We start from the raw sequence: 21,437 nt of genomic DNA, 5'->3' as shown, positions 1-21,437 counted from the left end.
ATCAGTTTTAATAGTTTTGCCACAGCTTAGTTTTTAAGCCGCACCTAATTTTATTCTAAGGTTTTCGATAAGATTCTCCCAGTACATAGCATTTTCCTCTTCATCTCCTTCTTCACAGAAATCTGTAATATTCAGGGATAAATCTTCAGTAATATCATCTATAACGATTGTCATTTCAAAGAAGTTTTTTGTTCCTTCGTCTTCTTCCCATCTGAAACGCACGAAACCCTCAGGCTTGTATCTTATTAAAGTTGCTCTTTCGGCAGGTCCTCCACCCCAACTAAAATAGAAATCGTCACCTTTCTCAATTACTTCATCCGCAAACCATTCAGATAATCCTTCCGCAGTCGCCAAATATTCATATAAAATCTCTGAAAGACAATGCATTGGGAATTCGTAATGGACTTTATGTTTCGCCATATAATCTTTGTTTTTAACGTCCCGCAATATATAAATTAATTTTTTTATTACACAAAAATGTATTTAATATTTTACTTATTCTGCATGATATTTATCAGAGTTTTAAAATCAATTCTTTTTATCCCTTTTATGGGAATATTTAACGGAATTTCTAAAAAAAATCTCCACCACAAGGAGGAGATCATTCTTTTAATTTTCATTGAGAACATCAAGGATAATTTGGCATCCTTTCCGTATCTCATCCTCAGAAATAGTTAACGGAGGTGAAATTCTCATATATTCATTTCGATATAACTGCCAGAAAACAATCAGGCCTTTTTCCATACATTTTTTAGCAACATCTAAAGTATAGTCAGGTGTTCCCAGGTTCACAGCCAGCATCAGCCCTTTCCCGTTTATATTTTTTATTTTTGGATGTACCAGCAGCTCTCTGAACAATTCTTCTTTTCTTTTTACCTGTTCCATCAGCCCGCTATCTAAAACCTCCTTTAAAGTAGCATGGCTGGATGCCGCAATAAGAGGATTTCCTCCAAAGGTGGTAATATGTCCTAATTTTGGTGAATGGGACAAGGACCCCATAATCTCCTTAGAGCTCATAAATGCACCCACAGGAACTCCACCTCCCATTCCTTTCCCCATTACAAGGATGTCCGGAACAATACCATAGTGCTCAAAGGCAAACAGTTTACCCGTTCTTCCAAACCCCGGCTGAATCTCATCGAGAATAAGCAGGGCTCCTACTTCTTCACATCTTTTTTTAAGCTTTTTAAGGTAATCATTATGGGGAACAAGGAAACCCGCCGCTCCCTGAATAGTTTCCATAATTACACACGCCGTTTTCGGGGTAATTTTATCCAATTCATTTTCATTATTGAACTCAATAAAAGTAACCATCGGTAAAAGCGGACGAAATTCTCTTTTATGGGTTTCATTTCCGGAGACGCTTAAGGCTCCATGAGTATTTCCATGATAAGAATCTTTAAAAGACACTATTTCTTCTCTTCCGGTATATCTTTTCGCCAGCTTTAAACTTCCGTCTATCGCTTCTGCTCCGCTGTTTACCAAATACGTAATCTCTAAGGGATCAGGAGTTGCTTCCGCCAGCAGTTTGCATAAAGCAACTGGTTTTTCCTGTGCATATTCTCCATATACCATTACATGGAGATATTTATCAGCCTGTTCTTTTATTGCATTAACCACTTTCGGGTGAGAGTGTCCTAAGGTATTGGCAGAAACTCCGGCAACGAAATCAAGATAAGCTTTTCCATCTTTTCCGTAAATATAACTTCCTTCTGCTTTTTCTACTTCAAACCCTGAGGCAAACATCGTAGTCTGTGCCTGATAGGCATAAAAATCTTTTTTAAACTCCATTTCGTGAAAATTTAGGTAAAGGTAAGGGGAAATCAGATATTGATTACTTTATTTTCTCGTTCGCTTAGGCTTTTTAGCTTCTTCTTTGGCCCGTTCTTTTTCTATTGCATCCTGAGCCTGGTTATAAAGTGTATTATCTGATTCGTATTTTATTTCTTCATAATTAGGACTATCCACCAGGATATCCTGCCATTTCCGGATCCTATCCCTGGTATTCCAGTTGAAATCGGGGAATTTTCTCTTTGAAGGTTCTATCTTGCTCATGGGATAAGTATCGGAAGTAGCTCCAATACTACATGAGATGATTTGTAAGGTTCTTGCTTCAAATAAAGCGCCTATAATTCCGCATGAAGTTAAAGAAAGTCCTATTCTTTCGTTCTTTTTGGTTGTCGCATCTACATCATCCACATAGGTAATGGCCTGTGCATTTCCGATAACTTTCGCTTCTTTAATGTCATTATTTTCATAATACACCGTCATCAGCTTTCCTTTCACCTGATTAAATTCATCCTTCATATTTAAAGAATCCGCCTTACTGATCGCAAATGAATTTCCTATAACTTTTAAAGAATCGATATTTTCTGTTTTGTTATCAAAATAAGCTTCAACCTTATCTCCTGTGATCTGTTTTTCACCGCTCCAAAGAATGGGATCAGTGTACATATGAAGAATTCCGTCCGTTTCATTGAACGCCAGCGAATCTGCCCTTCCCTGTGCATTGGATTTATAAAAACGGCTTTTTCTGAACGCTCTCAAATAACTTTTTTTAGTATTAGCAGAGCCAAGCTTCTGATAAGAAAGAATTTTTTCTGCAGCCACATAGAGAGAATCCTTTTCAAGGATTTTAACAGCATAGGGGCCTTTGGTCATCATGGCAGAATCTTTCTTTTCAAAAATTTCTCCGTAACCTCCTTTTATGTATCTTTTTTCGTAAGGATCATCTAAGGTCACATTTCCGGTAGCCGTACCAAAACCAGTTAATTGGTTAAAATACATATCATCACCGGTAAGGATTTTATCATTATAATGAATTCTGGAATTTTTATTAAGATAAGCTTCTTTTGAATTCATTTTATAGGTTCCCCTTTCGGTGTAGACATAATTCTTAGGATTTGCCCTGTTTCTAATGGTAGTGGGCCCGAAAAAATCGGCAGTTCTTGTATTCTGATTTTGCTTGATGTTTATGCCTTCTATGATATAATCAGGGTTATCAATTTTTACATTCCCTACAAAATCTATCATTTTGGTATCCAAAAAGTAGGTGGCAGATTTCGTATACATCACATTCTGACCATCGGAAATAGTACCTCCTGTATTAAAATAAGCCTGATTGGCAAGCCTGTCGTAATACATTATTTCCGTTTTAATAGTCTGCTTGGGATCTACGAGAATTACATTTTTTCTGGCAACTCCTTTTTGGGTATTTCCATCATATTCCATTTCTCCCGCGGTAATGACGGATCCGTCGGTATTTTGTAATTTGGTATTCCCGATAGCTTTTATAAAGTTTTCTTCTTCATACATCACCACTTCATCCGCCGTAAGTATGGAACCCTGATGTTCCAGCTTCACGTTTCCCTGCAGATAGCGGTTTCCATCATATTTATTAGGATTTTTATCTATAATATCCGCATGGATGATCTTTACTCTATCTCCGGGATTAACTTGCTTAGGCTGGTTCTGGACAGGTGATTGTAAATAAGGGTCCCTCTGCACGGGTTTTGGTTTTTCCTGTGCATATAATATCGTAGAAATAAAAACTAATAGAAAAAGTATCAGTCTCATTGATTAATCATTCTTGGTGCCATAAAAATATAGCGAATGAGAATCAATTTTTACGCCAAATGCGTCTTCAATTGCTTCCTTAATCCCTTGTATTCTAGGGTCACAAAATTCAATAATTTCGGCAATCTCCTTATCCGATTCTTTTTTGTAGATCACCAAATGGTCATGCTGTTTATCAAAATAAGATTTCTCGTAAGAAGAAGATGTTAAAGTTTTTTCACCAAACTGGTGTTTACGGATCAATCCTGCATCAAGGAAGATTTCAATCGTATTATAAATCGTTGCTTTAGACACATGATATTTTTTCTGCATCATCAGCAAATACAGATCATCTACATTAAAGTGATGATCCATATTATAGATTTCCTCTAAAATAGTGTATCTCTCGGGTGTATTTCTGAAACCTTTTTCTAATAAATAGTTTCTTAAAACATCCTTGATTAAAGCTATATTTTTTTCTTTTTGTAAAGTATCCATCAAAAAATTTATATACAAATTTATTGATTTTTATTTAAATAAAATAGTCCTGTACTTTTCCGAAGAATTTAAGAGTTATGTCTTAAAAATCCGGATTGCTCAATTTTTTTGAGCGGAACCGTCTCTTCGGTAATCGGCGCTGATTCTACCTCCACATTATGCGCTGTAACGCCCCATGCCTTGAAGTCATCACTTCCGATATACTTCACAAAGTTGTAAATATTAAGGGTAATTTTCTGTTTTACCGTTAATAATATATCGTTGATATAGGTATTATCAATGATCACATACTTCAGATCAGGAGGTATATTATGAGCTCTTAAAGACGGATGGCTGCTTCTTGAAGGAAGGGTTCCGTCATCCATAAGATCTTTTAATACCATTTTAAAGTAGTCATTAATTCTTCTGTCCACTTTGAACCCTAAAAGGAAATTCACTTTATAAACAGTGCCCGGCAGGATTTCATCCACCGTATATTTAAAAGTATAGGGATCTTCCTGGTTAACAATACTTAAAATAAAGTAATGATCTGCCCGCTTAGGCTGCTTTTTAATAATGGAATAAATGATTTTGGATTCTACCTCATCATTTCTTTTTGCACGGCTCAGATAAGCCAGGTTGGTAGCATATTTAGGTATGGTTTCATCCAGCTTCATATCTTTAAGAATACCTACGTATTTATCAATCTTCACATATTGGATAAATTTGGCTTTGAGAAGTCGTCCATTATACCATGCATACATACAAACCGCTATAAAACCTCCTAAAACCATGGTCAGCCAACCCCCGTCTACAAACTTAATTACGTTGGCATAGAAGAACCCTGATTCAAGGAAAAGATAGACTGCTCCGAAACCTATGATGAATATTTTATTCAATCTTGTTCTGCTCAGCCAGAATAATAATAAAATGGTGGTCATCAGCATGGTTATGGTAATCGTAAGTCCATACGCCGCTTCCATCCGTTCTGATTTCTGGAAGAATATAACAACGATAAAACAGAAAGCCATTAATCCCCAATTGATTCTGGGAATATACATTTGTCCTTTTACCCCTGAAGGATATTCGATATGCTGGTTAGGCCAGAACGAGATAGACATTGCTTCGGAAAACATGGTAAATGAACCTGTAATTACTGCCTGGCTGGCAATAATCGCTGCTGCGGTAGCTAGAATTACTCCCGGTAATACTGCCCATTGAGGCATAATTCCAAAGAATGGATTTACTCCTGTGAATACCTGTTGGTAATTATCCAAGAGCCATGCTCCCTGCCCCAGATAGTTAAGAATCAGCATGATCTTAACAAACACCCAGCTCACTCTGATATTTTTAGCCCCACAGTGCCCAAGATCCGAATACAAAGCTTCAGCTCCCGTAGTACACAGGAATACTGCACCCATAATGACAATGGCACTCGATGAGTGAGTAATAAGGTTATAAGCATACATTGGATTAAATGCTCTTAAAATCTCAATATGATCAAAGATATGTAATGCTCCAAAACCTCCCAGCGCGAGGAACCACGTCACCATAATAGGTCCGAAGAATTTCCCTATGGAAGCTGTACCAAACTGCTGAACGACAAAAATGACAAATAAAATAATAAGGGTAATGGTCACTACGGGAGTTTCCGGATTATATATTTTAAGTCCTTCAATCGCAGACATCACCGTAAGTGACGGGGTGATCACACTATCCGCCACGAGTGTGGAGGCTCCTATGATGGCCACTACGTACAGCCATTTCTTTTTAAGTCTTTTTACAAGGGAATAGAGCGCTAAAATTCCCCCTTCTCCTTTATTGTCTGCTCTTAATGCAATGATTACATATTTCAGGGTTGTTTGGAGGGTAAGAGTCCAGATAATACATGAAAGTGCTCCTTCAATGTATTCATCAAATGGCATTGCGGCTCCACCCTTCCTGGCATTAACAATAGCCTTCATTACGTAAAGCGGCGAGGTACCGATATCCCCAAAAACGATCCCCAGAGATACAATAACTCCAACAAATGAAAGCTTCTTAATGTCAAAGTGATGACCGCCTTCTGTAACTTCTGCCATATCAGCTAATTTTAAAAATTAAAAGCGCAAATTTATATTAATTTTATGATCCCCAGAACTTTTAATGATAAATTAAATAAATGAAAAAACTTCCTTTCGGAAGTTTTTCTCTATGACTTAATGTACATTGCTTTTTTAATTTCCTCTTTTACTTTTTCAAGTTTCGGGAACCATTCTGCAAATAAAGCTGCTGAATAAGGCGCTGGCGCATCAGGAGTGGTAATTCTCTTGATCGGAGCATCCAGGTAGTCAAACGCTTTTTGCTGAACCATATATGTAATTTCTGATGAAACAGATCCAAACGGCCATGCTTCTTCAAGGATCACTAATCGGTTTGTTTTCTTTACTGAAGCTAAAATAGTATCAAAATCCAAAGGACGAACCGTTCTTAAATCGATCACTTCTACCGAAATTCCTTCTTTAGCCAAATCTTCCGCTGCCTGAATCGCCAGCTTCATGATCTTACCAAAAGAAACCAAAGTAACGTCTTTACCTTCTTTTTTAATATCTGCTTTTCCTATCGGTAAATAATATTCTTCTTCAGGGATTTCCATTTTATCTCCGTACATCTGCTCGGATTCCATGAAAATTACCGGATCATTATCCTGAATTGCTGATTTTAATAATCCTTTTGCATCATAAGGATTGGAAGGAACGATCACTTTAAGCCCAGGACAGTTCGCATACCAGCTTTCAAAAGCCTGAGAGTGTGTAGCTCCCAATTGCCCTGCAGAGGCTGTAGGCCCACGGAAAACTATCGGACAGTTCCACTGTCCTCCACTCATCTGACGGATCTTTGCCGCATTGTTTATAATTTGATCGATTCCTACTAATGAGAAATTGAAGGTCATGAATTCTACAATCGGTCTGTTACCATTCATTGCAGCTCCTACTGAAATACCTGTAAATCCCAGCTCTGCTATGGGAGTATCGATAATTCTTTTAGGACCAAATTCATCCAGCATTCCTTTTGAAGCCTTATATGCACCATTATATTCTGCTACTTCTTCACCCATTAAATAAATGGATTCATCTTTACGCATTTCTTCGCTCATTGCCTGTGCAATCACTTCACGAAAAGTATATTCTGCCATATTCTTTTGAAAAATTTAGACTACAAAAATAGTGTTTTTTTATTATTTTATAAATAAAAACGATATCTCATTCCTGAAATATCGTTTCTTAATTTTATTTGAGTGAGGATCAGTTGACTTTTTGCCAGGTTTGCGTTCTTCCCAACAGGGAAACTCCTACATATCCTCTTACTTTAAGCTGATCTCCTTCGCGTGTTACCGTACATTTATACGTTTTCCCGGTCTTAGGATCTGTAATGGTTCCTCCGGAAAATTCATCTCCGTCTTTGCTTAATCCACGGATCACTTCCATTCCTAAAATTGGTTTTCCTTTTCTGTCATCTTTACAGGAAGAACAGTTAGGATCTGCCGGTTTTATAAGCAACTGTGATACTTTTCCATAGTATTTGCCATCCGATTTTTTATAGATCTCCACTACGGATTTGGCCTGCTTGGTTTCATCATCTATAGTTTTCCATTTTCCTTCAATCTGAGCAAAAGACATCACCCCAAATAATGAAAGCATGCATGTTAACAATAATTTTTTCATATCTTCTATCGATTTAATTATAATAAAAACGTTTTACTATTTATTTGCTGCTAAAAATATAAATTAATTTTAAACAAACAAAAGTTTTTATTATACAACACATATATAACAATAGACATACCAAATTCAGACCGTTAAACAAAAACCAAACACTTATTGCAGCTTCTTATTCATCACTCTATCCATATAATCCTGATACCATCCTTTCGCCATTTGTTTTCCCATGTCTACTTCCGCAGTTGTAAGATCATTGATAAGATTATGCTCCAGCCCTAGATCTTCTTTGCTATAAACTCCCACCACATCTTTTCCGTCAAAACGATAAATATACTTTCCTATGATAAACTGCTCCATGGTTCCGTCCGAGTTGGCAATTATAGATCGATATTGCTTGTCACTTACCAGACTTCTTCCCCAGCTTCTTATTTCTTTATTATAGCCTATGAGATCGGCAAGTGTAGGATAAATATCTATTTGCTGGGCTTCTTCCCAATTAATTCCTTTGAGATGGTAATCGGGGTTTGGTGAATAAAAGATCAGGGGAACTGCAAAACGGTTCATTGCTTTTTCATATTCCGGATAATATATCTCATTGGTATGATCTCCCGTAAAAACAAAAATAGTATTGTTAAACCACGGCTGTTTTTTAGCCGTCTCAAAATATTTCCGGATCGCATAGTCCGTATATTGTATAGGCTCATGCATGTCGATCTTTCCTTTTTTAAATTGACCATTATATTTTTCAGGAATTTTAAAAGGATGGTGGGAAGAAACGGTAAATACAGTCGACATAAAAGGCTGCTTTTTTCCTACATTTTTAGCAAAATACTGTAAAAAAGGTTCGTCCCATATACCCCATATGCCATCAAAATCAGCATCATTGTTATATTCATCTTTACCATAATAATGTTTAAATCCTAAAATATTTCCAAAGCCTAAAAATCCCATTGATCCATTAGGTGCTCCATGATAAAATGAGGTATCATATCCCAGATCGTTACACACCGAAACAATGGACTGTATTTTCTGGTTGGCATACGGAGAGCTTGTAAATGCGCTTTTAAGGCTGGGAACTCCTGCCAATACACTGCTCATTGCATGAATAGACTGCCTTCCATTTGCAAATGTATTTGGAAAAATGAGACTTTCTTTTGCTAAGCTATCCAGGAAAGGAGTATAGGAAACATAATCCTTTATATTTTTATCTTTATTAAAAACACCGGAATATTCCCGCCCGAAGGATTCCACGATAAAAATAACCACATTAGGCCGGTTGGTAACTTTCCTGTCATATATTTTATAAGGCTCAATATACTGGTCGATGAAATCCTTATTTACAAAGTGGACTTCTTCAAAATGATCAGATCCTAAAGTCCTGAAAAATGAAAATGTACTGTTCAGCACCACATTCCCCTGAAGAGGATTCTTTACAAATCTATTTGCATCTACTAAATTAATCGGTCTTGTGCTATGCTTAAAGTCTCCCCGTACACCTCCCACAGCCAATACCGTTACGATACACAGCATTACTATGGAAAACAAAAAATAAAGACCTAAACTCAAAGGTCTGCGTTTCATCACCTTCACCCTCTTATACAAAAACACCCACACCGCCATCATAATGATATATCCGGCCAGCAATCCGATATTCTGCCCCATAGAAACGGTAAAAACCTTGAACAAATTGGATTCATGCTGTGCTACATTCAATACGGCTGATGTCAGTCTTGTCTGGGAAAATCTAAAATAAACAATATCGCCAAAGTTCATTGCCATGGTCACCCCATTGGTTATAAAGTATAACCAAAACAAAAATTTCTGATATCCTTTCCCCGTATTGACACCTAGGGGAATTACACTAAGCAGGATAAACACGGAATTAACGTACAAAATAGCAGCCGTATCGAAGGCAAGGCCATGGAATGCCAGGCAGAAATAATCCGATAGGCTATCAATTTTTACCAGGTCTTTATTGAACAGCGAGAACAAAAGCCGGACAACCTGATAGAATACATAAATCAAGAGCATCCGGTAACCTAACACCAGAAACTCCTGAGTTCTCAAATTTTTTTTCATCAAGGGCGAAATTATAGCAAATATTTTTCGCCTAAAAGTTTATACGATTAAAATAAAATTAAAATAACAGATTGCTTATCAGACGAATAGATAAGAAAAAAAAGTTTTTAAGATTGATTTCCCTTCACTTCTCCGTGGTTCTGGCTAACTACTGTCCGGTAAGTAAAGTTCTGGAAACAGATGCCCACAAGTGCTACCAATGCCGTAATAAAAGAAAACAACACAGCCGTTGAAACCGAGACCTGTGCGTCAAAGGTAAAATATTGGGCTGCTTTAAGAAAAAGCCATTCCCTCACTCCAATCCCGGAAAAAGAAAGTACACTCAGCACCGCACTGATTAAAAATACGATACAGTAAATCCAGACATCTTCAATCTGGGTAAAGGATTTTAAGATCAAAAAAATACAAAATAACTGACATAGCTGTACTCCCAAAGAATACAACAGGGTTTTATAAAAAATACTTCTGTATTCGGAGAAAAGCTTTATAAAAAAAAATCTGGCAACTGCAATGGTAAGAATTACAGCAGGTACAATGAGTATTTTATAAGCTCCCGGCAGCATCGGAAAGCTCAGAAGTTCTATTAAAACCACAATGGCCAATAATCCCGATAGCCTGTCACAAAAGACTGCTTTGGTCAGCTTTTTGGCACTCCAACCAAATTTTTTATTGAGAACAAAAACTTTATAGGCATCCCCTCCTATTCCCCCAGGAATAAAGAAGTTATAAAACATTCCTATCAAATAAAGCTTGAGATTATCTATCTTATCAATAGGAAAATTATTGGCATAAAAATACTGAAGCAAGCGCTGGGAAGAAATCACCTGGGAAATGACAAAGGCCACCAAAGCTACCACCAGCAAATAATATCGGCTTTCCTTTATGAGTTCCCAAACCTCAGTAAACGGGACTTTACGGAAAACAAAATACAGCAGCAGTAAACTGATACTGATTTTCAGGACGGTAATAAGTGTTTTTTTGAACCTTTTCAAAAAGTTGATATTTTACGGATATTAAACGGTCTCTTTTTCTGAGACTCGTAATAGGTTTTCATCAGCAAATCTATAATGATCCCCGTAGTAAAAAATTGTATTCCCACAAAAACCAATAAAATCCCTAAGATCAATAATGGTCTGCCTCCTATCTGATGCCCCAGAAGCTTAACAATTAAAAGGTAAATATTAATGACCATCCCCAATACGAAAGCCAGGATCCCAATATTTCCGAATAAGTAAATGGGCTTTTGAAGATATTTCTGATTAAATAATAAAAGCAATAAATCATTGATCACCTTCGTCGTTCTTCCGATTCCGTATTTGGAAACTCCAAACTGTCTTGCATGGTGCTTTACCGGAACTTCTGCGATTCTCGCTCCGTTAATATGCGCATGCAGGGTAATAAAACGGTGAGATTCTCCATAAAGGTCCAGGTTCTTGGCTGTTTCTTTCGTAAATACTTTCAGGGCACAGCCATGATCTTTTACATTCAGCTTGGTTGTTCTTCTGATGATAAAATTGGCCACTTTAGATGGAAAGGTTCTTAAAAGATTATCCTGTCTTTTCTGTCTTTTACCTATAACAAGATCATAATCTCCGTCATCCATTTTATCAACCATCATCGGAATATCGGTAGGATCATTCTGCATATCACCATCCATGGTAATAATATAATCTCCTGTAGCATAATCAATTCCTGCCATTAAAGCGGAACTCTGACCATAATTTTTCTTCAGTTCTATGAGTACCACATGGGGTGCCGCTATATCCTTGATTACCTTAACAGTCCTGTCGGTGGAAAAGTCGTCTACAAGAATAAGCTCGTATTTATATCCTTGTAAAACCTTTTCAATAGCTGTAATAAGTAAAGGTGCATTTTCTTCTTCATTATAAAGAGGAACAACGACTGAATAAAACTTGTCAGAATTCATATATCTAAAAAATATGTGCAAAGATAACTGAATTTAACTTTCCAAAGAGACATTTACCCCTCAGAAAGTTGCTTTTTAAATATCTTTGCAAAAATATTCTTTATGAAAAACCAGAAGTATCTCTATTACTTACTGCTAGTTGTGGGTGCTATTCTCCTATTTGCTCATTTGGGAAAACTGTATGTAGACATCATGGAAGCCCGGAATTTTGTTTCTGCAAGGGAAATGGCGGAGGAAGGACATTGGATTTTCACCACCATGAATGATCTTCCCAGATATGAAAAGCCACCGTTACCTACATGGCTCAGTGCCTGGATGGGACAAATTTTCAGCTTTGAAAATATTGGGGCATTAAGGTTTCCTGCTTCTCTTTCCTGCTTTCTGCTTGTTATTTTCTTTTATAAAATAGTTGATTTTGTTACTAACAAGCCCCGCCTTGCTTTTATTTCTTCTATGGTTCTGGTTACCAATTTCCTGGTCATCTATGTAGGAAGAAGGGCCAATTGGGATATTTACAGCTATAGCTTCATGGTAATAGGAATGTATTATTTTATTCTGGCTTTAAAGAATATTAAAACGCTGCCCAATTATATTTTTGCAGGGATCTTATTCGGACTTTCTGTCTTAAGTAAAGGTCCTACCGGTCCGTATGTACTTTTAATTCCTTTCTATATCGGGTATGTAATTGTTTTCGGATGGCCCAAATGGAAAGAGATCCGGGGAATTATCATCTGTGCGGTTATCACCATACTTATAGGGTTCTCATGGTATATTTACATCTATCTTGCCGATCCGGATACGTTCCTGGCTATTATGGAAAAAGAAGCTACGGCGAGAGGAAACAGGGACGTAAAACCGTTCACAAGATATTTAAGCTTTCCTGTTCAGACCGGTGTCTGGGTCTTATACAGTGTAATAGGTCTTATTTTTCCTATGATCAAAAAGAGAACCGATCAGCCTAAAAATTATATGCTTTTCTTTTACTGGACGATATTCTCCTTGTTTTTCCTTTCTTTAATACCTTCTAAAAAGGAAAGATACCTTTTTCCCATGATGGTTCCTCTGGCAGCCACCACAGGATATTATTTATATTATCTTTTTTATGAATTCGCTTATAAAAAATGGGAATTTAACCTGAATAAAATAATTTTCACCATCCTTGGTGTGATCGCTTTTGCTATCTCCGTTGGAGTATATTTCTTACCTGTTGAAACCGGAATTTACACTATCCTTTTCTCTGTTTCCGCGTTGGTAGCTGCCGTATTAATTTTCACGGCTGTTTATAAAAAAAGAAATTTTGAAAATGCTTTCTACGGAGTTGTTTTATTAATGGTTTTCACCGGATTATTCGGAATTCCTGTGTTGGATAAAATGCTAAGCAACAATAAAAGCTTTAAAAGCATTGCCACTCTTAAAGAAAAGGTGGAAAAAGAAAATACCAGATTGTACACTTATGCCGAATACTCACCGGAAGTCTGGTTCAGGTATCAGGCGGTTATGCCGGAGATAAAAACCGAGGACCCAAGTACTTTCCCTAAGGAAAAAGTTTTCTATGTAGCTATGAATACAAATGGGGAAGACTTCCGCAAAAACCTGGAAAAGCTAGGATGGAAGCTCACTTATGTAGATACTTTTGATGATAATGAAGAAGCCGAACCTTCTAAAAATCATACGGAAAGGAAAATTCACTATGTATATAAAGTTACCAAATAATAAAAAAAGCGCTGAGATTTTCAGCGCTTTTATATTTTATTTTTCAGAAAAAATTTCTTTTGCATTCAATGGATTAAAGACAATCAGGAACATAATAAGAGCGAATGCATATTCCCAGATTTCCCATTTTCTGGAATGGTCGATAGGAATTAAGATCAAACCGGTGGCTATCAGGAAAATAATGATGTGTACAGGTCTTGCCACAGAAATTCCAAATGTATCTATCAGTTTTTTCATCTTCCCGGATTTATTCCAGAGTATCGGCAATACAAGGAAATAAATTCCAAAGCAGATCGACATTAAATTGGAAAAAATAAGTTTATTAAGCTTAACATCTCCTACAACCATATTATGAAGGTTGGTTTCCTGCTGTGCATTATTCTCCAGGAAAAATTCCGAAGACTGTACATGGAATATTCTTTGTCCCCAGGAAATTTCTTCTCCTCCTCCAAAAAACATTCCCAGGGCCATCAGCAGAACACCTGCTTTCCACCAGAGACCATAATATTTTTGATATTTAAAGAATTTAAATAATAAAGTAAAACATGTAAAGAAGAGAAATGCAGAGGTCAAATTCTCGTAAAACCCGTCCTCTTCAACCAATCTTTCAAAATAGGGAGCATCGGTAAAATATATGAAAATGGCATAAACAACTGTAATTAAAAGAATTACAGAAACAACCTTCTCGAATAAGCTTAAATTTTTCATAAAGCAAATATAAGTAATCCTGATATTTAATTTCTATTTCTTTAATTTTGCTATTATGAATTTTATTAAAAATAATCTGGCCAATATTTTGACCCTCGGAAATTTGTTTTCAGGATGTGTAGGCGCAGTACATCTTATTTTAGGAGATTATCACACTACCGCTATCTGCATTATCATTTCATTGGTCCTTGACTTTTTTGATGGATTTGTTGCAAGAGCCCTGAAATCCAATTCAAATTTGGGAGTTCAGCTGGATTCGCTGGCCGATATGGTAAGCTTCGGATTCCTTCCGGGATTAACGATGTTTGTGGCGCTGGCACAGGATTCTCCTAAAGAAATTCCATGGTACAGCTATTTAGGCTTTCTGATTACTGTTTTTTCATGCCTGAGACTTGCCATTTTCAACCTGGATGAGGAGCAGAAATACTATTTTAAAGGTTTAAACACTCCTTCCAATACCATCCTGATTTTCGGGCTGTATTATGCTTTCAGGGAAAATCTAATCTTTGACTTCGTATTTAATAATACCAATATATTAATAGGAATTACTTTGGTCTGCTCCTGGTTACTGGTAAGTCCTATAAAAATGATTGCCATGAAATTCAAATCCATGAAGCTTCAGGATAATTATCCGAAACTGGCTTTGCTGATCGGGTCACTGATTATATTAATTCTTTTGGGTATTCCGGGAATACCTGTGGTTATCATTTATTACATGATTATATCCGTAATTTTTCAGAAACAACTTAAGTAGTCGGCTATTCAAAACTCAATTATAATAATTTAAATAAAATGAACTTAAAACTCCATAAACCGCTTTGTATTTTTGATCTGGAAACTACGGGAACCAATATAGGAAAAGACCGTGTGGTTGAAATCTGTATTTTAAAGGTTAATCCTGATTCTTCAAGAGAAAGTAAAACATGGCGGGTTAATCCTGAAATACCTATTCCTTTGGAATCCAGCCAGATCCATGGAATTTATGATGAAGATGTAAAGGATGCTCCTACTTTTAGAGAAATCGCTCCCAAGATCATGGAAATGCTTTCAGGAACGGATTTAGGTGGATTCAATTCTAACAGGTTTGATGTTCCGCTTCTGGCTGAGGAATTGCTGCGTGCGGGTGTAGATTTTGATTTAAGTAAATTTAAGCTGGTAGATGCACAAACTATATTCCATAAAAAAGAGCCCAGGAACCTGGCGGCCGCTTATCAGTTTTATTGTGGGAAAGTTCTGGAAAATGCTCATTCGGCTGAAGCTGATGTAATGGCTACTTTTGAAGTACTGGACGCTCAGGTGGGAAAATATGATGATGTTCCGAATGAAATCGCGCCCTTAAGTGAATTTACGTTCCATAATAAGCATGCTGATTTAGCCGGATTTATAGGATATAATGAAAAACTGGAAGAAGTCTTTAACTTTGGTAAATATAAAGGACAGTGTGTTAAAATCATTTTCCAGAAAGACATCGGGTATTTCGGATGGCTGCAAAACGCAGATTTTCCGCTTTATACTAAAAAAGTTTTTACAAAAATTCAACTTTCATCTAAGTTTTAATGTCTGACCTGATCCGTATAAAATATTGTGAAAACGCCATTGAAGCCAACAGGGACAAACAGATCCTGGAGGAAAATGGCATCCAGAGCTTTATCGCCAATGAACAGCTTATCCAATCGGACTGGCTGCTTTCCCAGGCTGTAGGAGGAATCCAGCTCCAGGTATTTGAAGATGACCTGGAGAAAGCTAAGGAGGTTTTAGAAAATTACAAAGAAAATGAGGAATACTCCTTAGAGGTGGAACATACTATTCCCAACCCCGAATTTGACTTTGTATGTCCCAAATGCGGATCCAACCATATTTATCAGGATGAAAAACCGGGTGGTCTATTTGGAATCAGCTGGCTGTTTCTGGGATTTCCCTTAAAAATTCCTGCTAATATTTATCATTGTTATTATTGTGGTAACGAGTTTAAACATTAATTAAAAAAAGAAAATCATGAAGATCATCTGTATAGGAAGAAATTATAGTGAACATGCCAAAGAATTGGGCAATGAAATTCCTGAGAAACCTGTCATTTTCATAAAACCTGATACCGCAGTCCTGAAAGGAAATGACTTTTATCTTCCCGAGTTTTCCAATGATATCCATTATGAACTGGAAGTGGTGATTAAAATTTCCAAGGGAGGAAAATATATTCAGAAAGAAGCGGCTCATAAACATTATGAAGAAATAGGCCTTGGAATTGATTTCACTGCCAGGGATCTTCAAAGTGAGCTCAAGTCCAAAGGCTTACCATGGGAACTGGCTAAAGGTTTTGACGGCTCGGCCGTTATCAGCCCCTTCTTTAAAAAAGAAAATTTCAACCTTGAGTCCTTACACTTCTCCTTATTAAAAAGTAAAGAAAAGGTACAGGACGGCCATACGAAGGATATGATTTTCAGCTATGATGATATTATTGCTTTTGTATCTCAATATTTTACCCTGAGAGTGGGAGACCTGATCTTTACGGGAACTCCGAAGGGGGTAGGCAAAGTTCAGGAAAACGACATACTGGAAGCCTACCTTGAAAATGAAAAAGTGCTAGACATAAGAGTTTTATAGGATATTATCATGTATTCATTATTGTTTCTGGTATTTTTTTCTTATCTTTAGTAAACAAAATGTAAGGTTATGGTAAATATTATATTACCCATAGATTTTGGGGATAAAACAGAACAACTGGTAGACGGAGCTGTAAGATTCGCCAAAGAAGTAAACGGAAAAATCCATTTGATCCATGTAGCACCTTCCGATATCGGATTTGCCATCGGAGATATGGGATTCCAGTATTTTCCCGAAGTGGAACAAAATGAAATCCGGGAAGAGCTTGTTCAGCTTAATAAAATTGAGCAAAGAGTTCTGGCTCAGGATGTAGAGTGTGAACACTATCTTAAACAGGGAATCGCTAAAGACATCATTTTAGAATATGCTAAAGCAAAAGGGGCTAACTACATCGTAATGGGTTCCCACGGCAGAAGTGGCTTTTATGATGTGTTCGTAGGAAGCTTAACAAAAGGACTTACCAAAAATTCTCCTATTCCGGTACTGGTAATTCCAATACATGATAATTAAAATTAAATTTTAATCGTTAATATAAAAAAACCGATCAAATTAAAACTTGATCGGTTTTTTACTATATAACCAATTAATTAACCTTCTCTTTTATAAATTTTAGGATCATAATAAGGGTTTTTTCCTTCTGTCGGAGAGTAGTACTCTTTATCTTTGTTTCCTCCTAAGGTTACTACCAAAACATAGCACCAATAAATAAATAACACACAGCAAACAATAAACAGTAACCAGTTCAGCACATTACCCAATGCATCATAGAAACCGAAAGACCATTTAAAAACTTTGCTTAAGAATAACCAGAAAGACGTCATTATTTTCCTTTTTTAAATTAACTTTGTACAAATTTAAAAAAAATGTTTAAATTACTTTCAAAAGAAAGCAATATTTTTTCAATTCCTGTTTATATTGGTTTTCTTCTTTTAATAGTAATAATATTTAACATCCTGAATTTCAATACTTACGAAGCAATAATCGCCGGAATTACATTTATCGGAATTGCTTTGGGATATTTTTGTTTTAACAGTATAGCCCTTAATTATCAGACTCATTTACCGTTATTTTTATATACTTTTTTCATATTCGGGCTTTATCCCGGAAATTTAGATATCGGAATAGCCGTTGCCCTGCTTACCAATTCCTTTCTTTTATTGCTTCTTACCAGTACTGATGAGGACATCAGAAAGAAATCTTATGTGCTGGTAGGCTCTATCGTAGCGTTAAATTTCATCTTTCTGCCTACGACATGGCCCATGGCTATCTTTGTGATTATCCACGTTATTGCTACATCCGAAAGAATAAGCTTAAATATCTTCAGGTTCCTTCTGGGAATCATACTTATTGTGATCAGCTATTTTTCCATTATGTTTTTCCTTCAGTTCACCACCTGGAATCTGGATTATTTCCCGTTTGGAAAAATGACACTGGTAACGGATTACTCGGATCTTTATCCTTTAATTCCGATTGCCTTAATGCTGATCTATGCCGTATATGACCACTTTAGAAACTATAATAAAAAAAGTCCGACGAGCAGGTACAAATACACTTTTCTGCTGGTATTCTGTGTAGCTCAGCTGGTGACCATCATATTGTACATGAATAAACGCTATGAGTATCTGTTACTTTTAGCTTTTCCTTCCAGTATCATTCTGAGCCGAATGCTACGGTTTTTACCGAAATTCTGGATGAAAGAGGTCAATTTATGGCTTATTCTTATAAGTTTGCTCACTTATAAATTAGGAACTTATTTTCAATTATTTTAAAAGATTATGATACAGATAGATGATAAATTAATTTCTGAAGATATATTTTCTGAAGAATTCGTTTGTAACCTTACCAAATGTAAGGGTGCATGTTGTGTAGAAGGTGATGTAGGGGCCCCGCTCGATAAAGAGGAACTGGAGATACTGGACCGTATTTTCGATAAAATAAAACCTTATCTGACCCAGGAAGGTATAAAAGCTTTGGAAGAGCAAGGAACATGGACTACGGATCCTATGGACGGAATGTATGTCACCCCCATGGTAGAAGACCGCGAATGCGCATATGTAACCTTTGATGAAAAAGGAATCACAAAATGCGGTATTGAAAAAGCATATGAGGATGGAGCCGTAGACTGGCAGAAACCTATTTCCTGTCACCTTTACCCTATCCGTATTACGGAATATTCCACCTTCACCGCCCTGAATTATCATGAATGGAGTGTATGCAGTGATGCCTGTACATTAGGAAAAGAATTACAGGTTCCGGTTTATAAATTCCTGAAAACTCCACTCACCAGGAAATATGGGGAGGAATTTTATACGGTTCTCAGTGAGGCCGCTGAGGAATGGAAAAAAGAATATGGCTCTTAAAATAAAACCCGGAAGATTGATCTTCCGGGTTCTTTTTATATATCAGAATATTTTTATTTAAAATCAGCTTCAGTCACTCCTGAATTGATAACAACTTTAGATGTTTTAATCGTTATTTTCTGACCGTTTCCTTCGGCTTCAATCTCTGCCGGGAATTTTATTCCGTCCACAGTCATATAACTTTTCACGGTTGCATTTCCTTCTTTGGATTCGGATTTATACAGCAAATGGGTTGCTGCATCAAAATAATATTTTCCATGATCGGAAGTCAGGACATTATAATCTTTTCCATCCAGTTTTTCTACGGTCACCGTTTTAAAATTGGCGGCATCATATCCTAAGGCATCAATGGTTTTTCCTTTTTGAAGTTCCGGTATTTTATCAGCAGGAATATCATTTTTGGTTCCCATCTGGTCAAAATATCCTTTCTCACCATCAAAAAGCTGAGTCATCTGCTGACCCATTACCGTTTGTACGGATTTGAACTTATTACCCATTTTTTTAGTATTCATAGAAATTTCCATTCCCTGTACACTAAGGGTATTATCTGTAATGGTAGTTTTTACCGCTTCCAATTTATCTTTTCCTCCCAACGCAGTAAGATAGTTATCAATTACCTGTTGGGGAGTTAACTGTGATTTAGTGGCTTCCACTTTAGCCGCAGCTGTTTTTTGTGCGATCGCCGGTGTGGAGAACAAAACAGCACAGAAAAACGGAACAATGATCTTTTTCATATAGTTTATTTAAAAAGTAAATATATGAATATTGATTGAATTAGAAATCTGAAGGGCATAAAAAACCACCAAGATTTTGGTGGTTTGAAAAGTTTATAAAAACTCCATTATTTTTTAAGTTCTTCCAGGAAGTCATCATGAGAAATTTTAGTTTCCTTCTTTGATGCCTTCTCAAGGATGATATCTTTCAATTTTGCCATAGCAACCTCAGAAGAAATCTGACGTACCTGCTCCTGATCTTTCAGCATTTCAACAGCATATTTCTGAATTTCTTCATCTCCTAAATGGTGGATTCCATAGATTGCCAATTGATTTCTTACCAATTGTTCAGCTTGTGCCAAAACATCTGTGTAATCAATCTGAACTTCATTATCACTCATCAGTTTACCTTCGATGATCTGGTATTTCAACTGATTTTTCTCAGCATTTAAAATTTCTTTTGCCTGCTCTTCAGATTGAATATTCTGATTAGAGAAAACTAACCATTTTACCAAGAAATCTTCCGGAAGCTTTACTTCTTCTTTTTCAGTAACCTGCTCCAATACTTTATTCACAAAGTGAACATCAGCATTTTGCTGGAAATATTCATCCAATTCGGATTTTACTTTTTCTTTAAGCTCATCTTCAGATTTAATATTTCCTTCTCCGTATACTTTATCGAAAAGATCCTGGTTAAGCTCTGCAAGGTTTAAGCTGTAGAAATCTTTTACTTTCACTTCTACTTCCGCATGGTGTAAATGCTCTGCTTCTTCTTTGCTGAAACCTAGTTCTTTCGCCAAGTTCTCATCGCTCTGAAGCGTTTCTTTAGAAACTTTTACAGAACCGTCCATTTTCAAAGATTTCACCAATTTGAAAGCTTCTTTGTTTTCAGCTGTAATGGTTACATTCTTTGGATGGTGGTGGTGTTCTCCTTCTGCATCTTCTTCCACAACCTGGGAAATTTCCAAGGCTACATAAGAGTCTTTAGTGATTTTGTCTTGCGGAACCTGCTCTGCAAAACGTTTCTGCATATTTTCTATGCTTTTATTGATTTCTTTTTCAGAAGCCTCTACTTTATAGTGAGGAGCTTCATATTTAGCCAAATCGATAGTAAAGTCAGGCTCATACCCCACTTCAAAAGCAACCTCCAGCTGATCTGCATTGTGATCAAATTCATTTACAGGCTGAGGAACTGGCTGCCCAACTAATCTCAGTTTGTTTTCGTTAACGTAGTTATTTAAAGCATCAGAAACCTGCTTGTTGATTTCTTCAAATGCAATCCCTGCTTCATATTGTTTTCTAACCATACTTAAAGGCACTTTCCCTTTTCTGAACCCAGGAACTTGCGCATTTTTAGCATAATTAATCAATTGCTTTTCTACTTTGTCTTTGTAGTCAGATTTTTCCAATGTTACTGTAAGTAATGCACTTACATCATCATGGTTTTTTGCGGTAACCTTCATTATTGATTAAAATTTTAGGTTGCAAAAATATGAAATTTTTATGAAAATAACTCATTTCAAATGAATTCTTAAGCATTCAAATATTTATAAAAATAAAAACCACTGAAAGTTCCAGTGGTTTTAACATTAAAAATAAACGT

22 protein-coding genes are annotated in these 21,437 nt (G+C 36.4%); 8 read left to right on the top strand and 14 right to left on the bottom strand.

Annotation, left to right across the window (positions count from 1 at the left end):
• Positions 1-33 precede the first annotated feature (33 nt).
• The 10 genes from ABJ974_RS03725 to ABJ974_RS03680 form a co-directional block, all read right to left on the bottom strand.
• Positions 34-420 (bottom strand): START-like domain-containing protein, encoded by a 387-nt coding sequence (locus tag ABJ974_RS03725; protein WP_292010802.1) that lies wholly within the window; start codon positions 418-420, stop codon positions 34-36.
• A gap of 189 nt (positions 421-609) precedes the next feature.
• Positions 610-1,791, bottom strand: a complete 1,182-nt coding sequence (locus ABJ974_RS03720) for an aspartate aminotransferase family protein (RefSeq protein ID WP_419870046.1) — start codon at positions 1,789-1,791, stop codon at positions 610-612.
• A gap of 48 nt (positions 1,792-1,839) precedes the next feature.
• Positions 1,840-3,576, bottom strand: coding sequence for an OstA-like protein (locus ABJ974_RS03715; protein WP_419870045.1), 1,737 nt, complete (start codon positions 3,574-3,576; stop codon positions 1,840-1,842).
• Between the two features lie 3 nt (positions 3,577-3,579).
• On the bottom strand, positions 3,580-4,053 hold the full coding sequence (locus ABJ974_RS03710) for a Fur family transcriptional regulator (protein WP_419870044.1): 474 nt from the start codon (positions 4,051-4,053) through the stop codon (positions 3,580-3,582).
• A gap of 68 nt (positions 4,054-4,121) precedes the next feature.
• Complete coding sequence (locus ABJ974_RS03705) at positions 4,122-6,113, bottom strand: KUP/HAK/KT family potassium transporter (protein WP_419870043.1); 1,992 nt, start codon at positions 6,111-6,113, stop codon at positions 4,122-4,124.
• Positions 6,114-6,223: 110 nt separating this feature from the next.
• Positions 6,224-7,207, bottom strand: coding sequence for a pyruvate dehydrogenase complex E1 component subunit beta (locus ABJ974_RS03700; protein ID WP_419870042.1), 984 nt, complete (start codon positions 7,205-7,207; stop codon positions 6,224-6,226).
• Between the two features lie 109 nt (positions 7,208-7,316).
• Positions 7,317-7,736, bottom strand: a complete 420-nt coding sequence (locus tag ABJ974_RS03695; RefSeq protein ID WP_419870041.1) for a DUF2147 domain-containing protein — start codon at positions 7,734-7,736, stop codon at positions 7,317-7,319.
• Positions 7,737-7,889: 153 nt separating this feature from the next.
• Positions 7,890-9,812 carry an LTA synthase family protein gene (locus ABJ974_RS03690; RefSeq protein WP_419870040.1) on the bottom strand — a complete coding sequence of 641 codons (1,923 nt, stop codon included), beginning with the start codon at positions 9,810-9,812 and terminating at the stop codon, positions 7,890-7,892.
• 107 nt (positions 9,813-9,919) lie between these two features.
• Positions 9,920-10,804: a lysylphosphatidylglycerol synthase transmembrane domain-containing protein gene (locus tag ABJ974_RS03685; protein WP_419870039.1), complete on the bottom strand. Its 885-nt coding sequence runs from the start codon at positions 10,802-10,804 to the stop codon at positions 9,920-9,922.
• Positions 10,801-11,739 (bottom strand): glycosyltransferase family 2 protein, encoded by a 939-nt coding sequence (locus ABJ974_RS03680; protein ID WP_419870038.1) that lies wholly within the window; start codon positions 11,737-11,739, stop codon positions 10,801-10,803. Before ABJ974_RS03680 ends, ABJ974_RS03685 begins: the two co-directional genes overlap by 4 nt.
• A gap of 102 nt (positions 11,740-11,841) precedes the next feature.
• Between ABJ974_RS03680 and ABJ974_RS03675 the strand changes: the two genes are divergently transcribed.
• Positions 11,842-13,452: an ArnT family glycosyltransferase gene (locus ABJ974_RS03675; protein WP_419870037.1), complete on the top strand. Its 1,611-nt coding sequence runs from the start codon at positions 11,842-11,844 to the stop codon at positions 13,450-13,452.
• A 36-nt stretch (positions 13,453-13,488) separates the two neighbouring features.
• Here ABJ974_RS03675 and ABJ974_RS03670 read toward each other — a convergent pair whose 3' ends face one another.
• Positions 13,489-14,160, bottom strand: coding sequence for a hypothetical protein (locus tag ABJ974_RS03670; RefSeq protein ID WP_419870036.1), 672 nt, complete (start codon positions 14,158-14,160; stop codon positions 13,489-13,491).
• 55 nt (positions 14,161-14,215) lie between these two features.
• Between ABJ974_RS03670 and ABJ974_RS03665 the strand changes: the two genes are divergently transcribed.
• The 5 genes from ABJ974_RS03665 to ABJ974_RS03645 all read left to right on the top strand — a co-directional run bounded on the left by ABJ974_RS03665 (position 14,216) and on the right by ABJ974_RS03645 (position 17,271).
• Entirely contained in the window at positions 14,216-14,914 is a 699-nt protein-coding gene (locus ABJ974_RS03665) for a CDP-alcohol phosphatidyltransferase family protein (protein WP_419870035.1), read from the top strand.
• A 38-nt stretch (positions 14,915-14,952) separates the two neighbouring features.
• The gene (locus tag ABJ974_RS03660; protein WP_419870034.1) at positions 14,953-15,717 is read left to right on the top strand and encodes an exonuclease domain-containing protein; all 765 of its coding nucleotides are present in this window, start codon (positions 14,953-14,955) and stop codon (positions 15,715-15,717) included.
• Positions 15,717-16,139, top strand: coding sequence for a putative signal transducing protein (locus tag ABJ974_RS03655; protein ID WP_419870033.1), 423 nt, complete (start codon positions 15,717-15,719; stop codon positions 16,137-16,139). The genes ABJ974_RS03660 and ABJ974_RS03655 overlap by 1 nt, the downstream gene beginning before the upstream one ends.
• A gap of 16 nt (positions 16,140-16,155) precedes the next feature.
• The gene (locus tag ABJ974_RS03650) at positions 16,156-16,761 is read left to right on the top strand and encodes a fumarylacetoacetate hydrolase family protein (RefSeq protein ID WP_419870032.1); all 606 of its coding nucleotides are present in this window, start codon (positions 16,156-16,158) and stop codon (positions 16,759-16,761) included.
• 69 nt (positions 16,762-16,830) lie between these two features.
• Complete coding sequence (locus ABJ974_RS03645) at positions 16,831-17,271, top strand: universal stress protein (RefSeq protein ID WP_419870031.1); 441 nt, start codon at positions 16,831-16,833, stop codon at positions 17,269-17,271.
• Between the two features lie 77 nt (positions 17,272-17,348).
• Here the strand turns inward: ABJ974_RS03645 and ABJ974_RS03640 are convergent, their stop codons facing one another.
• The gene (locus ABJ974_RS03640; protein ID WP_419870030.1) at positions 17,349-17,582 is read right to left on the bottom strand and encodes a DUF6341 family protein; all 234 of its coding nucleotides are present in this window, start codon (positions 17,580-17,582) and stop codon (positions 17,349-17,351) included.
• Between the two features lie 42 nt (positions 17,583-17,624).
• Here ABJ974_RS03640 and ABJ974_RS03635 point away from each other — a divergent pair, with 42 nt between their 5' ends.
• Together ABJ974_RS03635 and ABJ974_RS03630 are read left to right on the top strand one after the other, a co-directional pair.
• Positions 17,625-18,530, top strand: coding sequence for a DUF6427 family protein (locus ABJ974_RS03635; protein ID WP_419870029.1), 906 nt, complete (start codon positions 17,625-17,627; stop codon positions 18,528-18,530).
• A gap of 6 nt (positions 18,531-18,536) precedes the next feature.
• A complete protein-coding gene (locus tag ABJ974_RS03630) occupies positions 18,537-19,121 on the top strand; it encodes a DUF3109 family protein (RefSeq protein WP_419870028.1) in 585 nt (194 codons plus the stop codon).
• A 53-nt stretch (positions 19,122-19,174) separates the two neighbouring features.
• Here ABJ974_RS03630 and ABJ974_RS03625 read toward each other — a convergent pair whose 3' ends face one another.
• Both ABJ974_RS03625 and ABJ974_RS03620 read right to left on the bottom strand, forming a co-directional pair.
• Positions 19,175-19,855, bottom strand: a complete 681-nt coding sequence (locus ABJ974_RS03625) for a hypothetical protein (protein ID WP_419870027.1) — start codon at positions 19,853-19,855, stop codon at positions 19,175-19,177.
• Positions 19,856-19,962: 107 nt separating this feature from the next.
• Positions 19,963-21,297 carry a trigger factor gene (locus ABJ974_RS03620; RefSeq protein WP_419870026.1) on the bottom strand — a complete coding sequence of 445 codons (1,335 nt, stop codon included), beginning with the start codon at positions 21,295-21,297 and terminating at the stop codon, positions 19,963-19,965.
• Between the last annotated feature and the right edge of the window lie 140 nt (positions 21,298-21,437).

The organism is Chryseobacterium sp. CT-SW4, assembly GCF_048572715.1.
In the GTDB taxonomy this organism is placed as follows: Bacteria; Bacteroidota; Bacteroidia; order Flavobacteriales; family Weeksellaceae; genus Chryseobacterium.
The sequence above is the reverse complement of the archived record's forward strand: the minus strand, read 5'-3'. Positions and strand labels throughout refer to the sequence as shown.

Coding starts and splice junctions, on each gene's coding strand:
- ABJ974_RS03725 (WP_292010802.1), bottom strand. CDS start 420: ATGGCGAAACATAAAGTCCATTACGAATTCCCAATGCATTGTCTTTCA.
- ABJ974_RS03720 (WP_419870046.1), bottom strand. CDS start 1,791: ATGGAGTTTAAAAAAGATTTTTATGCCTATCAGGCACAGACTACGATG.
- ABJ974_RS03715 (WP_419870045.1), bottom strand. CDS start 3,576: ATGAGACTGATACTTTTTCTATTAGTTTTTATTTCTACGATATTATAT.
- ABJ974_RS03710 (WP_419870044.1), bottom strand. CDS start 4,053: ATGGATACTTTACAAAAAGAAAAAAATATAGCTTTAATCAAGGATGTT.
- ABJ974_RS03705 (WP_419870043.1), bottom strand. CDS start 6,113: ATGGCAGAAGTTACAGAAGGCGGTCATCACTTTGACATTAAGAAGCTT.
- ABJ974_RS03700 (WP_419870042.1), bottom strand. CDS start 7,207: ATGGCAGAATATACTTTTCGTGAAGTGATTGCACAGGCAATGAGCGAA.
- ABJ974_RS03695 (WP_419870041.1), bottom strand. CDS start 7,736: ATGAAAAAATTATTGTTAACATGCATGCTTTCATTATTTGGGGTGATG.
- ABJ974_RS03690 (WP_419870040.1), bottom strand. CDS start 9,812: ATGAAAAAAAATTTGAGAACTCAGGAGTTTCTGGTGTTAGGTTACCGG.
- ABJ974_RS03680 (WP_419870038.1), bottom strand. CDS start 11,739: ATGAATTCTGACAAGTTTTATTCAGTCGTTGTTCCTCTTTATAATGAA.
- ABJ974_RS03675 (WP_419870037.1), top strand. CDS start 11,842: ATGAAAAACCAGAAGTATCTCTATTACTTACTGCTAGTTGTGGGTGCT.
- ABJ974_RS03670 (WP_419870036.1), bottom strand. CDS start 14,160: ATGAAAAATTTAAGCTTATTCGAGAAGGTTGTTTCTGTAATTCTTTTA.
- ABJ974_RS03665 (WP_419870035.1), top strand. CDS start 14,216: ATGAATTTTATTAAAAATAATCTGGCCAATATTTTGACCCTCGGAAAT.
- ABJ974_RS03660 (WP_419870034.1), top strand. CDS start 14,953: ATGAACTTAAAACTCCATAAACCGCTTTGTATTTTTGATCTGGAAACT.
- ABJ974_RS03655 (WP_419870033.1), top strand. CDS start 15,717: ATGTCTGACCTGATCCGTATAAAATATTGTGAAAACGCCATTGAAGCC.
- ABJ974_RS03650 (WP_419870032.1), top strand. CDS start 16,156: ATGAAGATCATCTGTATAGGAAGAAATTATAGTGAACATGCCAAAGAA.
- ABJ974_RS03645 (WP_419870031.1), top strand. CDS start 16,831: ATGGTAAATATTATATTACCCATAGATTTTGGGGATAAAACAGAACAA.
- ABJ974_RS03640 (WP_419870030.1), bottom strand. CDS start 17,582: ATGACGTCTTTCTGGTTATTCTTAAGCAAAGTTTTTAAATGGTCTTTC.
- ABJ974_RS03635 (WP_419870029.1), top strand. CDS start 17,625: ATGTTTAAATTACTTTCAAAAGAAAGCAATATTTTTTCAATTCCTGTT.
- ABJ974_RS03630 (WP_419870028.1), top strand. CDS start 18,537: ATGATACAGATAGATGATAAATTAATTTCTGAAGATATATTTTCTGAA.
- ABJ974_RS03625 (WP_419870027.1), bottom strand. CDS start 19,855: ATGAAAAAGATCATTGTTCCGTTTTTCTGTGCTGTTTTGTTCTCCACA.
- ABJ974_RS03620 (WP_419870026.1), bottom strand. CDS start 21,297: ATGAAGGTTACCGCAAAAAACCATGATGATGTAAGTGCATTACTTACA.